The organism is Mesorhizobium sp. M1365 (assembly GCF_040317865.1).
In the GTDB taxonomy this organism is placed as follows: Bacteria; Pseudomonadota; Alphaproteobacteria; order Rhizobiales; family Rhizobiaceae; genus Mesorhizobium.
Genome location: NZ_JAMYLG010000010.1, coordinates 145,406 through 159,062, shown reverse-complemented (window position 1 = coordinate 159,062; position 13,657 = coordinate 145,406). Strand labels below are relative to the sequence as shown.

Annotated in this window: 15 protein-coding genes; 6 read left to right on the top strand and 9 right to left on the bottom strand. The window is 63.6% G+C overall.

Annotated elements, in window-relative coordinates; all coding sequences use genetic code 11:
- Positions 1 to 103 precede the first annotated feature (103 nt).
- Entirely contained in the window at positions 104 to 1,387 is a 1,284-nt protein-coding gene (locus NKH04_RS14930) for an MFS transporter (protein WP_352817462.1), read from the bottom strand.
- A gap of 82 nt (positions 1,388 to 1,469) precedes the next feature.
- Between NKH04_RS14930 and NKH04_RS14925 the strand changes: the two genes are divergently transcribed.
- Both NKH04_RS14925 and NKH04_RS14920 read left to right on the top strand, forming a co-directional pair.
- Positions 1,470 to 2,075: a TetR/AcrR family transcriptional regulator gene (locus NKH04_RS14925; RefSeq protein ID WP_352540898.1), complete on the top strand. Its 606-nt coding sequence runs from the start codon at positions 1,470 to 1,472 to the stop codon at positions 2,073 to 2,075.
- Positions 2,076 to 2,173: 98 nt separating this feature from the next.
- Entirely contained in the window at positions 2,174 to 2,764 is a 591-nt protein-coding gene (locus NKH04_RS14920) for a hypothetical protein (protein WP_352767490.1), read from the top strand.
- A 17-nt stretch (positions 2,765 to 2,781) separates the two neighbouring features.
- Here NKH04_RS14920 and ppa read toward each other — a convergent pair whose 3' ends face one another.
- The 6 genes from ppa to NKH04_RS14890 form a co-directional block, all read right to left on the bottom strand.
- On the bottom strand, positions 2,782 to 3,312 hold the full coding sequence (gene ppa / locus NKH04_RS14915; RefSeq protein WP_352451245.1) for an inorganic diphosphatase: 531 nt from the start codon (positions 3,310 to 3,312) through the stop codon (positions 2,782 to 2,784).
- Between the two features lie 116 nt (positions 3,313 to 3,428).
- The gene (locus tag NKH04_RS14910; protein ID WP_023678138.1) at positions 3,429 to 3,935 is read right to left on the bottom strand and encodes a GNAT family N-acetyltransferase; all 507 of its coding nucleotides are present in this window, start codon (positions 3,933 to 3,935) and stop codon (positions 3,429 to 3,431) included.
- Between the two features lie 117 nt (positions 3,936 to 4,052).
- A complete protein-coding gene (locus tag NKH04_RS14905; protein ID WP_352540896.1) occupies positions 4,053 to 4,691 on the bottom strand; it encodes a TPM domain-containing protein in 639 nt (212 codons plus the stop codon).
- A gap of 10 nt (positions 4,692 to 4,701) precedes the next feature.
- Positions 4,702 to 5,544 (bottom strand): TPM domain-containing protein, encoded by an 843-nt coding sequence (locus NKH04_RS14900; protein ID WP_352834701.1) that lies wholly within the window; start codon positions 5,542 to 5,544, stop codon positions 4,702 to 4,704.
- A gap of 52 nt (positions 5,545 to 5,596) precedes the next feature.
- On the bottom strand, positions 5,597 to 6,391 hold the full coding sequence (locus NKH04_RS14895; RefSeq protein WP_352852001.1) for a TPM domain-containing protein: 795 nt from the start codon (positions 6,389 to 6,391) through the stop codon (positions 5,597 to 5,599).
- Positions 6,392 to 6,618: 227 nt separating this feature from the next.
- Positions 6,619 to 7,257, bottom strand: coding sequence for a LemA family protein (locus tag NKH04_RS14890; RefSeq protein WP_352834637.1), 639 nt, complete (start codon positions 7,255 to 7,257; stop codon positions 6,619 to 6,621).
- Positions 7,258 to 7,419: 162 nt separating this feature from the next.
- Here NKH04_RS14890 and NKH04_RS14885 point away from each other — a divergent pair, with 162 nt between their 5' ends.
- The 3 genes from NKH04_RS14885 to NKH04_RS14875 all read left to right on the top strand — a co-directional run bounded on the left by NKH04_RS14885 (position 7,420) and on the right by NKH04_RS14875 (position 9,410).
- A complete protein-coding gene (locus NKH04_RS14885; RefSeq protein WP_023678142.1) occupies positions 7,420 to 7,671 on the top strand; it encodes a hypothetical protein in 252 nt (83 codons plus the stop codon).
- 9 nt (positions 7,672 to 7,680) lie between these two features.
- The gene (gene pdxY, locus NKH04_RS14880; protein ID WP_352873158.1) at positions 7,681 to 8,565 is read left to right on the top strand and encodes a pyridoxal kinase PdxY; all 885 of its coding nucleotides are present in this window, start codon (positions 7,681 to 7,683) and stop codon (positions 8,563 to 8,565) included.
- A gap of 77 nt (positions 8,566 to 8,642) precedes the next feature.
- Positions 8,643 to 9,410, top strand: a complete 768-nt coding sequence (locus tag NKH04_RS14875) for a DUF429 domain-containing protein (protein ID WP_352683763.1) — start codon at positions 8,643 to 8,645, stop codon at positions 9,408 to 9,410.
- A gap of 11 nt (positions 9,411 to 9,421) precedes the next feature.
- Here the strand turns inward: NKH04_RS14875 and NKH04_RS14870 are convergent, their stop codons facing one another.
- Complete coding sequence (locus NKH04_RS14870; RefSeq protein ID WP_352852000.1) at positions 9,422 to 10,624, bottom strand: aromatic ring-hydroxylating oxygenase subunit alpha; 1,203 nt, start codon at positions 10,622 to 10,624, stop codon at positions 9,422 to 9,424.
- A 419-nt stretch (positions 10,625 to 11,043) separates the two neighbouring features.
- Here NKH04_RS14870 and NKH04_RS14865 point away from each other — a divergent pair, with 419 nt between their 5' ends.
- Positions 11,044 to 11,448 (top strand): hypothetical protein, encoded by a 405-nt coding sequence (locus tag NKH04_RS14865; RefSeq protein ID WP_023678146.1) that lies wholly within the window; start codon positions 11,044 to 11,046, stop codon positions 11,446 to 11,448.
- Between the two features lie 88 nt (positions 11,449 to 11,536).
- Here NKH04_RS14865 and NKH04_RS14860 read toward each other — a convergent pair whose 3' ends face one another.
- On the bottom strand, positions 11,537 to 13,624 hold the full coding sequence (locus NKH04_RS14860) for a PAS domain S-box protein (protein WP_352470718.1): 2,088 nt from the start codon (positions 13,622 to 13,624) through the stop codon (positions 11,537 to 11,539).
- Between the last annotated feature and the right edge of the window lie 33 nt (positions 13,625 to 13,657).

The window sequence follows — 13,657 nt, the reverse complement described above, 5'->3', positions numbered from 1 at the left end:
CTCGTCGAGAGATAGCATGGAGCACTGTTCGCGATGTCCTCGCACACCTGTTCGCGATGTCTCCGGTCCAAACAGGGGGGAGATTAGCACGGCCGATTGCGCCCTACGCCGCCTGCGGTTCCGGATCAAAGGCCGGGCGGGTGGTGTTGATCAGCAGCGAGATGCAGGCAGCGGCTATTGCCGTCATGCCGGCAATCAGAAAGGCAAGCTCGTAATTGCCTTGCAGCTCGCGCATGGTGCCGCCGAAAAAGGCCGCCGTTGCCGCACCCACCTGATGGCCGGCGACGATCCAGCCGAAGACGATCGGCCCGCTGCGGTCGCCGAACGCCTCGTTGGAAAGCCTGAGCGTCGGCGGCACGGTGGCGATCCAGTCCAGTCCGTAAAGCACCGCGAAGATGATCAGGCTGGTCGCCGAGAAGCCGGAATAGGGCAGATAGATCAGCGACAGGCCGCGAATGCCATAATAGACGCCGAGCAGCTTGCGCGGGTCGAAACGGTCGGTGAGCCAGCCCGACAGCGTCGTGCCGATAAGGTCGAAGATGCCCATCATCGAGAGCAGGCCTGCGGCCTGCACTTCGCCGATGCCCATATCGCCGCAAAAGGCGATCAGATGCGTGCCGACCAACCCGTTGGTGGTGAAGCCGCAAACGAAGAAGGTGGCGAACAGATACCAGAAGACGCGCGTGCCGGCGGCGCGGCGCAGCGTGCTCAATGTATGCGAAAGGAAATTGCCTTGCGAGGCTGGCGGCACCGGCGGCACGTCGTCGGCATCGGCGCCATAGCGGACCATGCCGATCGACGCCGGGCGCTCCGGCACCAGCATATAGACCAGCGGCACCAGGCAGGCGGTGGCCACGGCAATGGCGATGGCGACCGGCTTCCAGCCGCCCGACTGGGCGAGCGAGGCGAGCAGCGGCAGGAAGACCAGCAGCCCGGTGGCACTGGACGCCGACATCAGTCCCATCACCAAGCCGCGATTGGTCTTGAACCAGCGGTTGACGATGGTCGCGCCGAGCACGGTGGCGACGGCGCCCGAGCTGACGCCGGAAAACACGCCCCAGGTGAGGAGCAGATGCCACGGTTTGGTCATCAACAGGCTGAGCGCGGTCGATCCCGACATCAACAGCAGCGCGGCAAGCAAGGTGCGGCGCAGCCCGATCCGCTCCATCAGCGCCGCGGCAAACGGCCCGGTCAGGCCATAGAGGAAGATGCCGGTGGCCGCCGCCAGCGACACCACGTCGCGCCGCCAGCCGAAACTGTTCTCCAGCGGCAGCATCATGACTGCCGGCGCCGAACGCAGGCCCGCTGCGATCAGCAGGCAAAGGAAGATGACGGCGACCACGACGAAAGCGTAGCGCTGGCCAAACGGGCGGGATTGAGCTATCATGTTACTGACCGGTACGTTGCAGGAGCGCGAAACATACGTACCGACCTGTAACATTGTCAACCAGCTAATCGGCAGACCAGGCATGAAAAGCATTGAACCAACGATCAAGGCGAATGACGCACCGCCGCCTCGCGCCGCCGAACGGATTCTCCAGGTGGCGCGCGATCTGTTCTACCGGCAAGGCATCAGGGCGATCGGCGTCGACGAGATCGTGCGGCGTGCCGGCGTCACCAAGCCCAGCCTCTACCGCAGCTTTCCGTCCAAGGACGAGCTGGCCGCATCCTACCTCCGGCACTATGACCTCGAATTCTGGGAGCGTTTCGACGAGGCGGTGGATGCCCATCCCGGCGATCCGCGCGCGCAGATCGTCGCCTTCCTGACGCGTGTCGGCAAGCGTACGCAAAGGCCCGACTATCGCGGCTGCGGCATGACCAATGCCGCGGTCGAATATCCCGAACATGGCCATCCGGCCCGCGTCGTGAGTGAGGCCAATAAGCAGGAACTGCGCCGCCGCCTGCGCGCCATGGCGGCGGCGATGGGCGCCGGCGACGCCGAGACGCTGGGCGACGGGCTGCTGCTGCTGATCGAGGGCGCCTATATTAGCGGCCAGCTGTTCGGTGCCGGCGGACCGGCGCAGTCGGTGGCCCGCAACGCCGATCTTCTGATAGAGGCAAGTTTGAAGAAATAGTGTTCCGTTTTGCCAGACCACTGTGCGCAGCCTGACTTCCTCTAGGCTGCTGCTAAATTTGACGGTACGCTGCGCCCCCTGAACTGAGTTGTTCCGCCATGCGCGCTCTCTTGATCCCGCTTGCCCTCGCCGGTTTCTGCCAGGCGGCCCGGGCCGGCGACATATCCAGCGTCTATACCGATCTCGATTGGGAGAAGGACTGCGTCACCTATGCCCAAGCGGAAGAAGGCAACGGCGACTGGGCCGATCTCGCCTGTTCGGGCTACCGCGGCTACCCGGTGCTGGTTTCCTACGACGATGCGCGGGAATCGCTGTTCTACGGCTTTCCACCTGGCGATATGACCACGGTCTGGGAAAGCTTTTCCGGCCTCAATTCGGCTGGACCCAAGGTCGAGTGGCGGATCGAAACCAACGGCAAAACTGCCATTCCGTTCGCCGTCATTCATCGTCGCTCGATCAGCGATACCGAGGGCGAGAACAAGTCGACGGAAGTGCTGATTGTGGCCAAGGTTGCCCAGCCTGACGCCCACGAAGGCTGCACGATCGGCCTTGTGCTCGCCACCGGCAATCCCGCCGCCAACGATCAGGCGCGCAAGCTTGCCGACGAGAAGGCACGCACCTTCGCCTGCGGCAAGGACAAGCGTGAGGTGCTGGGCGACGCGCCCGCTTTCGGCCGCGTCGACAACTGATTATTTGCGCCCGATAATTACTTGCGCCTGGCCCGCTCGATTGCCTCGACGATCATCTTCTTGGCATAGGCCGCATCGTACCAGCCTTCGATCTTGACCCATTTGCCGGGTTCGAGATCCTTGTAGTGCTCGAAAAAGTGCTGCACTTGCTGGCGGGTGATGTCGGGCAATTGCGTGTATTCGTGGACGTCCTCGTAGCGCAAGGTCAGCTTGGGCGAAGGCACAGCGATGACCTTCTCGTCCTGGCCCGCATTGTCCTCCATCACCAGCACGCCGATCGGCCGCACATTGATGACGCAGCCTGGCACCAGCGCGCGCGTGTTGCAGACCAATACGTCGATCGGGTCACCGTCGCCCGACAGCGTGTGTGGTACGAAACCGTAATTGCCGGGATAGCGCATCGAAGTGTGCAGGAAGCGGTCGACGAACAGCGTGCCGGCCTCCTTGTCCATCTCGTACTTGATCGGCTCGCCGCCGATCGGCACCTCGATTATGACGTTGACGTCCTCGGGCGGGTTCTTTCCGCTGGCAATCGCTTCGATACGCATCGCTTTATCCCTCTCTCGATTGCAGATCGATAGCGGGCGACGGCGAATGGTGCAATGCGGCGAATGGTACGGGGAGACCGTCCTAACCGAAAACCGGCCGGATCATGCGCTGGCCGTCATTCCCAGACGAAAGCGACCTTCTTCAGCGCCTTCTGCTCGAAGATCTCGACGCCTTCGGCAACATCGCGGCCACCGGCGCCGGCATAGAAGGCAAGTGCGTTCTGATTGTCTTCCAGCGCCCAGACCACCATGCCTTTCAGGCCATGGTCGGCCAGCCGTGCCCGCGCGGCCGAGAACAGCCGGCTGCCGAGCCCGATGCCTTGATATTCCGGCCGCAGGTAAAGTTCGTAGATCTCGCCCTGCTGCCTGAGTTCGCGGGCGCGGTTCTTGCCGATCGTCGCATAGCCGGCAATTTTGCCGCCGATTTCGACGACCAGGACGGTGGCAGCGCGGCGAATGGCATTCGCCCACCAGTCGGCGCCGCGGCGGTTGATCATCGATGTCAGCGTGCGGTGCGGGATGATGCCTGAATAGGCGCCGCGCCAGGCCTCGAGATGCACGTCGGCGATGGCGGCTGCATCGCGCGGTTCGGCTTTCCTGATGTCGATGCTCAGCGTATTCATGATTGGTTAACCATAAACCCGCCGCGCCCGATTGCAAGAGTCCGGTCAACCGCCGCGATGCTTTCACACAGCCGGACGGTGCGTCCTTGAGACGCTGCGAAACCGCTTTTGGCGAGATCAAATCTCGACCAGATGGTCGTCCAGTTCGTTGCTGTCGCCGGTCGAGACCGGAAAATGCTCGGCCAGTACCCCACCGACTGCTTGGATCGCCTTGACGAACCCCTCGGCAAGCCGATCGTCGCCGGCATGCGCCGTAAGGTCGCGGACGACACCGTCCCAGACATGCTGGCCGACACGAGAATCGATGCCGCTGTCGGCGACCACCTCGGCGTAGCGCTCGGCAATCGAGACGAACACCAGCACGCCAGTGCGCGCCGTGGTGCGGTGGACGTTGCGGGCGAGGAACTGCTTCATCGCATTGGCGTGGGCGGCCTGGTAGCGCAGCCGCCTCGGCACCAAATGGATGCGCAGTGCCGGCAATGCCCACAACAGGATGAGCACACTGGCAAGCGCCAGAAGCTCGGCGATGACGAAATGCGGCAAGCGGATCGACAGCCACCAGGCTTCCAGCCCGTAACCGACGGCGAGGCTGACGACGAGCATGCTGAGCATCGCCATGAAAGCGGCCGGGAAGAAATAGCTGTCGCTGGCATGCGCCACGACGCAGTAGATCTCGCCGTCGGTCTTTGATTCGGCAGCGCGGATCGCATCGGCGATGCGCTCATGATCCTCGGGGCTGATCGGTCGTGTTGCCATGATTGATGTCTCACCAGCTTCCTGAAGAACCGCCGCCGCCGGACGAGCCGCCGCCGCCTGAAAACCCGCCGCCCGAACTTCCGGACGACCAACCGCTGCCGGAACTTCCAGACGACCAGCCACTGCCTGACGAGGTCCCGGATGTCCAGCTACCGCCGCCGGAAGATGACGAAGCTGGCCCACGGCCGTAGCGGAACGTCATGCCCAGCCACTTGTACACGCCCGGCGACAGCTTCGTGCCGAAGATCGGCGGCAGGAACGCCATTGCCAAGCCGCCGAAGAACATCGTCGCCCACAGGACGATGAACAGCATGAAGATGGGATCGACAGGATTGTCATTCGCCGGATTGCGCTTGCCGCGCGCCTCCAGTTCTTCGGGATTGCCTTCCAGCACCATGATCATGTCGTCGACGGCCTTGCTGATGCCGCCTGAGAAATCGCCGGCACGGAAGGCCGGCACCATGTCGTTTTCGATGATCAGCTTGGTGTGCAGGTCGGTCAGCGTGCCTTCCAGCCCATAGCCGACTTCGATGCGCATCTTGCGGTCGTTCGGCGCCACCAGAAGCAGGACGCCGTTGTTCTCCTTCGCCTGGCCCAGTTTCCAGGCGCGGAACAGCCGGTTGGCGTAAGGCTCGATCTCCTCGCCGTCGAGGCTGGGAATGGTCGCGACGACGATCTGGTCGGACCCTTTGGTCTCGAACTCGGCAAGCTTCTGCGTCAGCGCCGCCTCGGTCGCGGCATCGATGATGCCGGCATTGTCGACGACCCGTCCGGTCAGCGCCGGCAGTGCGGCGGCGAAGGCCGCGAAGCCGACCAGCAGCACCGCCATGGCCAACAGCGCGGTGCCGATCATTTTGGTGAAACGGCCGGATTCCACCGGGCTGATGGCGTGTCTTGTCATCTCGTCACCAACTTCCCGAGGAGCCGCCGCCGCCGGACGAACCGCCGCCGCCGGAAAACCCGCCACCGCTTGAACCCGACGACCATCCCCCGCCGGAACCTCCCGACCAGCCGCCGGAGGACCGCCGGTTTGGCTCGAAGGTCATGCCCAGCCAGCGATAGCGGCCGGGACCGATCTTCTGGCCGAAGATCGGCGGCAGGATGGAGGCTGCGAGGCCGCCGAAAAAGATGATTGCCCAGATGGCTATGAAGATCGTGAAGAACAGATCGTCGCTGTTGAACGGCGGCTGCTGGTTGCGTTCGCCGCGCGCCTCCAGCTCTTCGGGATTGCCTTCCAGCACCATGATCATGTCGTCGACGGCCTTGCTGATGCCGCCTGAGAAATCGCCGGCACGGAAGGCCGGCACCATGTCGTTTTCGATGATCAGCTTGGTGTGCAGGTCGGTCAGCGTGCCTTCAAGCCCATAGCCGACCTCGATGCGCATCTTGCGGTCGTTCGGCGCCACCAGCAAAAGCACGCCGTTGTTCTCCTTCGCCTGGCCCAGTTTCCAGGCGCGGAACAGCCGGTTGGCGTAAGGCTCGATCTCCTCGCCGTCGAGGCTGGGGATGGTCGCGACGACGATCTGGTCGGACCCTTTGGTCTCGAACTCGGCAAGCTTCTGCGTCAGCGCCGCCTCGGTCGCGGCGTCGATGATGCCGGCGTTGTCGACGACCCGTCCGGTCAGCGCCGGCAGTGCGGCGGCAAGGGCGGTGAGCGGGAGGAACAGACCAAGGCAAAGAAGAAGCAAAGTGACGCTCAGAAGCGTGTGGTTTGCACTTCGTCGCGCCCCCCTCTGTCCTGCCGGACATCTCCCCCACTTGGGGGAAGATCGACTATCGCGACCGCTTTCGCCAATCTCCAACGTTGCAGGATGGGCGGTGAGGCCAAAGCTGCCAATCTCCCCCCTTGAGGGGGAGATGCCCGGTAGGGCAGAGGGGGGCGCTACGGAGTGCAAGGCCAATAGGGACCACGCTCACCGGCTGTTCTTCACCCGCCCTGCTGCGTGCCGAAATCGACCTTCGGCGGCTGCATCTTATCCTCCTCGATGGTGAAATTCGCAAACGGCTGGTTGCCGCGGAACCACAAGGTCGCCCAGATCACCGACGGGAAGGTCCTCAGCGTCAGATTGTACTCTCTCACTGCCTGGATATAGTCGCGGCGGGCGACCGTGATCCGGTTCTCGGTGCCTTCGAGTTGTGCTTGCAGCGCCAGAAAGTTCTGGTTGGCCTTGAGATCGGGATAGTTCTCCACCACCGCCAGCAGGCGCGACAGCGCGCTGGTCAGGCCGGCCTGGCTGTCCTGGAATTTCTTGAAGGCTTCCGGATTGTTCAGCGTTTCCGGCGTCACGGTCACCTGCGTCGCCTTGGCGCGCGCTTCGACCACGGCATCGAGCGTGTCCTTCTCGTGCGCGGCGTAGCCCTTGACCGTGTTGACCAGATTGGGGATGAGATCGGCGCGGCGCTGGTATTGATTCAACACCTCGCTCCATGCGGCCTTGGCGTTTTCCTCAGCCGTCGGAATGGTGTTGTAGCCGCAGCCGGCAAGCAGCGGCAGCATGACGGCCATAACCAGGAACGCAGCTAAATTACGGAAGGTTGGCGGCGAAGAAAGGCGCTGGGCAAGCATGATAAGTCCCCTCAATAGCATTGGCAGGCGAAGCATTAGCACAATCCTTGCGTAAGAAAATGACTTCGGCCGAGAAGTGTTACTGGTTTCTGCCATTCGCCGTCGGGCCCTGTGACAGACGAGGCGAACGGGTTAAGCTCTGGCATAGAACGGGACATCACCATGGCGAAACGCCACGACAGCGACGCGGAATCGCGCCGCATCATCGAACGGGTGGCGCGCGAGACCGACCCGGGGGGCACCTCGTTCCTTGCACGAACCACCAAAGGCGCGCGCGACCACGTCACCGCGGCCGATGCCGACCGGTCGGACCCGATCGAATATTGGGGCACCCGCATCGGTCGGGCAGCGGGCTTGCTTATTGCCATCGGCCTGTTGATCTGGCTCGTGCTTTTCGTCACCAGGGGCAGTTAGGAAAAATCAATGAGTGCCGAAAAAACCGACGCGCCCCGCGCGGTCATCGTCGTCTCCAGTCATGTCGCCCGTGGCTCAGTCGGCAACCGTGCCGCTGTCTTTGCGCTGGAGACGCTCGGCTTTCCGGTTTGGGCGGTACCGACCGTCATCCTGCCCTGGCATCCGGGCCATGGCCGGGCCACCCGCATTGTGCCGCCGCTGGACCAGTTCAAGGCGCTGATGGCCGACCTCGAGGGCGCGCCGTGGCTGGGCGAGGTCGGCGCCGTGCTGTCCGGCTATCTCGGCGAGGCTGGCCAGGCCGAAGCCGTCGCTTCGCTGGTCGGCGCGGTCAAGGCGAAGACGCCGGACGCCCTCTATATCTGCGATCCGGTGATGGGCGATTCGGGCGGGCTCTACGTACCTGAGCCGACCGCAATCGCCATGCGCGACCGGCTGATGCCGATCGCCGATATCGCCACGCCCAACCGCTACGAGCTGGAATGGATGGCCGGAGCGCCGCTGCCAGACCTTAAATCGGCAATGGCTGCAGCCCTGCAGGCCGGCCCACCGGCCATGCTGGTCACATCGGCGCCGGCGATGATGGCCGGCGGCACCGGCAATTTACTGCTCGCCGGCAGAGAGGCACTGCTTGCCGAACACCGGCTCATCGACAAGCCGCCGAATGGGCTCGGCGACCTGACGGCTGCCGTCTACCTGGCGCGGATCCTGTCCGGCCAGCCGGCCGCCAAGGCGCTGCAATCGACCACGGCGGCGGTCTACGAGATCCTGGCGCGGACCGCCAAGCGCGGCGGCGACGAGTTGCAGCTCGAGACCGATGCCCAGAGCCTGTCGCACCCGATGGCGATGGTGCAACTTCGCCATCTCCTGCATCCGGAACGGGACCGCCGGGCGTGACGCAGGCCGAAGACGCCGTGCCCCAGGATGATGCGCCCGAGGATGTTGCGCCCGACGACGTTGCGCCCGACGATGTTATGCCCTGGGGTGTTGTGCTTGTCGGCGTCGACGGTTGCAAGGCCGGCTGGATAGCCGTCCGCCGCGATCCCGGTGCGGCACCGTCGACAGCCGTTTTCCCGAGCTTCGCGGCGTTGCTCGACCGACTGCCCGCCGACTCGTTGGTAGCGGTCGATATGCCAATCGGCCTGCCCGATTTCTCGCAAAGAGGCGGTCGCGGCCCGGAGGCGCTGGTGCGGCCGCTGCTCGGGGCCCGGCAGTCCAGTGTCTTTGCCATCCCCTCCCGCGCCGCGCTTTACGCCGAGGTCGAAGCCTTCACCACGGTCGATGCCTGGTACGCCGCACATCGCAAGGCAAGCGAGGTGGCCAGGACGACATCAGATCCGCCGCGCGGTGTCTCGATCCAGGCCTTCGGTATCTTCGCCAAGATCCGCGAGATCGATTCGCTGCTGATCGCGCGGCCCGAACTGCGCAGCCGCGTCTTCGAATCGCATCCGGAAGTTGCCTTCTGCAAACTAAACGGCGACCGCGCTATGCGCTTGCCGAAGAAGATCAGGGGCAACATCAATCCGGCCGGCATGGCCGAACGCAAGGCGCTGCTTGCCCAGCATGGTTATAGCCAGGATTTTCTCGACCAGACGCCGCCGCGCGGCGCGGCCGCCGACGATTTCCTCGACGCCGCGGCGATGATGGTGGTTGCCGGACGCATCGTCAGAGGCGAGGCAATGCCGTTTCCGGATCCGCCGCTCGCCGATCGTTTCGGCATTCCGGTCGCCATTTGGGCCTGAGGACCGGGGCGTCAGGAGCGTGATCTGAGCGCCTCGTTGAGTGCCCACATATCCTTCTCCTCGGGCGCGGTCTCCAATCCGAGCACGGGAACTTGCTTACGCAAATGGTCGTGGTGGGTGCGCACGCCATATTCGAGATCGGAGAGGTAAAAACCTCCGAAGGCTTCGGACAGCATGGATTCGTTGGACCATATCGAAAGCTGTACATCCTCGGCCAGCGTGTCGCGGTCGATGCGGTAGGATAGGTAGCGGGCTGCCGCCTGTTCCCTGGTCTCGTCGCGATAGCGGTAGATGGCGCCGCGCAGCAGCGTCTCACCCGTCGACAGCGGAAATTCCTGATAGAACTGCACCGATTCCGGCATGAGCGACAGCACGTTGTTCGGGAAGATGCCGTAGTAGATCCAGGCCTTGCGCAGGTGTTCCGGCAGGTGCTTCGCCTCGGGTGCGAGCTTGATGTACTGCGCGACGCTCCAGCGCCGTCCGGCATGCGGATTGTAGGTGGCGAACGAGCGCGACACGCCGTTGACGAACGGCTCGTCGAAATAGGTCGCACCGTAAAGGTCCTGCAGCGCCGGATGCGCCATGGCGACGTGGTAGCCTTCATTGTCGACATCGCGCACCGACTTCCAGTTGACCGGCGTCCTTTGGGTCCAGATGCCCCAGGACGGCACCATCTCGGCGACGCCGTAATGGGCAATCTCGGCTTCGATCGGCTTCAACAGCTCGGCCACCGATGGCTGCGGCCCACCCTTGCGGAAACGGATGAAGATGAAGCCCATCCAGATTTCGAGCTCGAGCGGCATCAGGCCGAAATCGGTCTTGTCGAGGTCGGGGAATGAACGGGGGCGGGCAGCACCGCGCAGCGTGCCGTCGAGATTGTAGACCCAGCCATGAAAGGGGCAGACCAGCGCATTCTTGCAAGTGCCCTGGCTGTCGGCAACGACGCGACTGCCGCGGTGGCGGCACATATTGTTGAAGGCGCGCACAACGCCATCCTTGCCGCGCACGATCAGCGCCCGCTCGCCGACCACATCCATCGTCAGATAGTCGCCGGCGTTCGGCACGTCGCAGACATGGCCGGCGATCTGCCAATGGTTGCGGAAGACGTGCTCTTTCTCGAGTTCGAGCAAGGCGTCGGAATGATAGCTCCAGCCCGGCAGCCCCCGCCGATCCCAATCGTTGGGGATTGCCACGTCACGCAGATGCGGGTTCATAAAGGCTCTTTATTTATTGAATGGTCGTTCAATAAAAGCATATTTTCCATTGAAATGCAATGGCTTGGAAAAATGGGGCTAAGTCTTGACGGGAAATCGAACGGGATTCGAGAGCCCAGTCCGAACGATCGAAGCCGGGAAAATCCCGGGAATTCCAGACGTTAATCCCCTTACACTTGTTGAGCGCCCGACGCTCCGTGGGCCTGGAAAGGCGACGCGGATCTGGTGCCGTGGGTAGCGCAAAACGAGCAGAGAATGCCACCGGTGCTGCCAGCTACGCCGGATCGGTTTGCCCAGGAATGGCCGCGGGCTTGGTTTCATGCCGGTTACACAATCGTTAATTCATCATCGTTGGCCGGTTACAAGGTGCGATTAGGTTCGTTTCAACAGAGAAAAGAAGAAGACCGAAGGAAACGACGATGCGTACGAAAATCCAGATCACCGATACCGACCTTCGCCAGCAGGGTCCCCAGCGTAACGACCGGCGCCCGAAGCTGGCGCTGCGCCAGCGCGCCAGTGATCATCCGATGGCGATGTTCATGCTGCTGGCGGCTGCCGCATTTGCCGGCATGGCGTTGACGCCTACCGTCGGTCCGGCCTTCGCCTCACTGAACCCGCCGGCCAACCTCATCGACGGCGCGACAACCACCACCAAGACGGCGCGCCTGCCGATGCCGGAGATCGATTTTGCCTGCAAGGGGCAGGCCTGGGGCGCCGAGAGCCTGGATTGCCTGCGCGTCATCGCTGCCCAGTCGGGCAAGGCACGACCGGTCCGCATGATCGCCAATGCCGCCCCGCTGGCTGATACGCCGAACGTTTTTTGATTTTTTTGCGAGCGCCCTCCAGCACTCCAGTCAGGCTCCCGCCGCAATGTCGGCCGGGAGCCTTTTTCTTCCGGGAGAGATCGCGGAGTTAGCCGCCCAGACCGGCCTGCTCGGCAATGGCCGAGAGCACGCCGCGCACATCCAGCGTGCTGAACGGTTTTTCGAGGATTGGCGGCCGCTGCGGCGCCGGCAGCGCCTCGATCTCGCCTTTCGCGCCGATCAGATCGCCGGTGACAAGCACGAAGCGCCGCGCCAGACCCGGCATTTCGGCGAGTAGCTCGCGATAGGCGGCTATGCCGCTGGTGCCGGGCATGCGCAAATCGGAAAACACGATGTCCGGCGGGACATGGCCGCTCAGCGTCGCGGCGGCCGAGACCCAGGCCGGCACGATCCGCGACTTGATGCCCATCAACTCCAGAATGTCGGACAGCGACGCCGCGACATCCGGCTCATCGTCTATGATCAGCGCGTGACGCAAGCCGCTCGACCGCGACGGACTGTCGCTAGCGGCGGCCGCGCCAGCAGCGATCGCCGGCAGCTGCACGACAAAACGCACACCTCTCGGCGAAACCTCCTCGAACCAGATATTGCCATTGTGCCGCTCGATGATCGATTTCGAGATCGACAGGCCGATGCCGGTACCGACACCGACCGGCTTGGTGGTGAAATAGGATTCGAATATGCGTGAGCGTATCGCTTCCGGCACGCCTGGTCCGTTGTCCTCGACCGAGAATCCGGGATTGCCGCGGTCGCTGCGAAACGTCCGGACCTTGATCCGGCGGTCGCCGGCAACGCCGGCCAAGGCGTGCTGACTGTTGATGAGGAAGTTGGCGGCCACTTGCGTCACGTGGTCGGCATCTGCCATGGCCAGCAACGGGCCGCTGGCGAAATCGGTGTCGATGATGATGCCGCTCGACCGTGCGCCATAGGCGGTCACTTCGAGTGCGGCGCGGATCACCTGGTTGAGGTCGGTTTCGGCCTGTGCGGCCGGGTGCAGGCGGACCATCGACAGGAAGCTCTTGACGATACGGCCGCAGCGCTCGGCAGCGGCGCGCACCTTTTCGGCGCGCACCTTGGTCTGCGGATCGGCGGCGAATTCATGCAGCAGCGTCGACTGGGCGACGACCACGGCCAGCGGGTTGTTGAGCTCGTGCGAAACGCCGGCAAGCAGCGAGCCCATCGCCGCCATTTTCTCGTTCTGGTGCAGTTTTTCGCGCTGGCGGTTGATTTCCTCCTCGGCGCGCAATCTGTCGCGCAGGTCGCGGATAGAGCCGAAGATCAGCTGGCGATCGGCGACCCGCATCTCGGTTGCCGTCAGCTCGATCGGAAAAACCTCGCCGGCGGCGTTCTGGGTGACCGTTTCGAGCCGCTGGCCGACCATCGGCGCGCCGCGGCCCGACATATATTCGGCGCCGGACGCATAGCCCTTGCGGTAATATTCCGGCACGACCGTGTCGAGCAGGTCCTTGCCGAGGATATCGCTGCGCCGATAGCCGAACATCTTCTCGGCGGCCGGATTGAATTCGATGATCGAGCCGGTCTCGTCGATGACGATGATGGCGTCGAGCGAGGCCTGCAGCATGGTGCGGCGAATGACGTCGCTGGCATGCGCGTCGGAGGGCGATCGTTCGATGGCATCGCCGATGGCGAGTGCCACCATGTGCAGCGCCGCCTCTTCCTGGTCGGTCCATTCGCGTTCGTTGACGCAATCGTTGACCGCCAGCGTGCCCCACAAATTGCCGTGCGAAAAGACCGACACCGACAGGAACGACTTGATGTTCTGCTTTTCGAAATCGGTCCGCAGAAAGCCTTCGAGATCGCGTGTGTGCCCGGCGAAGATCTTGCCTTGACGCTCGTCCTCTGCCAGCCGTTCCAGCAATGGGTCCGAATCGACGACCGACTGCACGATGACGGTAGGTGACGCCAGCTCACCGCCAAACCGGGGGGCGATCCAATAAGCGGCGACCGACTGGGCGAAACCCTGGCCGGGCAGTTCGCGCAGGCGAAACAGGATGCCGCGGTGACAATCCATGGCTTCGCAAAGCGTCTGGAGGATACCTTCCATCTCGCGCTGCCAATCGCCGGCTTCGCGCAGCCGGCGAACCACATGCACGGCCACCATCGCCGCGCCCTGCCTGGCGCCCTGCGTGTCCGCGCGTGCTGTTTCAGCCGTCATGGTCATTTCCTGGCCTTGGCTTGCTCAAGCCGC

What these genes read in the sequence shown, in the direction of transcription:
- NKH04_RS14885 (WP_023678142.1), top strand. Translation starts at nt 7,420, where the DNA reads ATGGCGAAACGCCACGACAGCGACGCGGAATCGCGCCGCATCATCGAA.
- NKH04_RS14860 (WP_352470718.1), bottom strand. Translation starts at nt 13,624, where the DNA reads ATGACGGCTGAAACAGCACGCGCGGACACGCAGGGCGCCAGGCAGGGC.
- NKH04_RS14870 (WP_352852000.1), bottom strand. Translation starts at nt 10,624, where the DNA reads ATGAACCCGCATCTGCGTGACGTGGCAATCCCCAACGATTGGGATCGG.
- NKH04_RS14865 (WP_023678146.1), top strand. Translation starts at nt 11,044, where the DNA reads ATGCGTACGAAAATCCAGATCACCGATACCGACCTTCGCCAGCAGGGT.
- ppa (WP_352451245.1), bottom strand. Translation starts at nt 3,312, where the DNA reads ATGCGTATCGAAGCGATTGCCAGCGGAAAGAACCCGCCCGAGGACGTC.
- NKH04_RS14875 (WP_352683763.1), top strand. Translation starts at nt 8,643, where the DNA reads ATGCCCTGGGGTGTTGTGCTTGTCGGCGTCGACGGTTGCAAGGCCGGC.
- NKH04_RS14910 (WP_023678138.1), bottom strand. Translation starts at nt 3,935, where the DNA reads ATGAATACGCTGAGCATCGACATCAGGAAAGCCGAACCGCGCGATGCA.
- pdxY (WP_352873158.1), top strand. Translation starts at nt 7,681, where the DNA reads ATGAGTGCCGAAAAAACCGACGCGCCCCGCGCGGTCATCGTCGTCTCC.
- NKH04_RS14920 (WP_352767490.1), top strand. Translation starts at nt 2,174, where the DNA reads ATGCGCGCTCTCTTGATCCCGCTTGCCCTCGCCGGTTTCTGCCAGGCG.
- NKH04_RS14930 (WP_352817462.1), bottom strand. Translation starts at nt 1,387, where the DNA reads ATGATAGCTCAATCCCGCCCGTTTGGCCAGCGCTACGCTTTCGTCGTG.
- NKH04_RS14925 (WP_352540898.1), top strand. Translation starts at nt 1,470, where the DNA reads ATGAAAAGCATTGAACCAACGATCAAGGCGAATGACGCACCGCCGCCT.
- NKH04_RS14905 (WP_352540896.1), bottom strand. Translation starts at nt 4,691, where the DNA reads ATGGCAACACGACCGATCAGCCCCGAGGATCATGAGCGCATCGCCGAT.
- NKH04_RS14900 (WP_352834701.1), bottom strand. Translation starts at nt 5,544, where the DNA reads ATGATCGGCACCGCGCTGTTGGCCATGGCGGTGCTGCTGGTCGGCTTC.
- NKH04_RS14890 (WP_352834637.1), bottom strand. Translation starts at nt 7,257, where the DNA reads ATGCTTGCCCAGCGCCTTTCTTCGCCGCCAACCTTCCGTAATTTAGCT.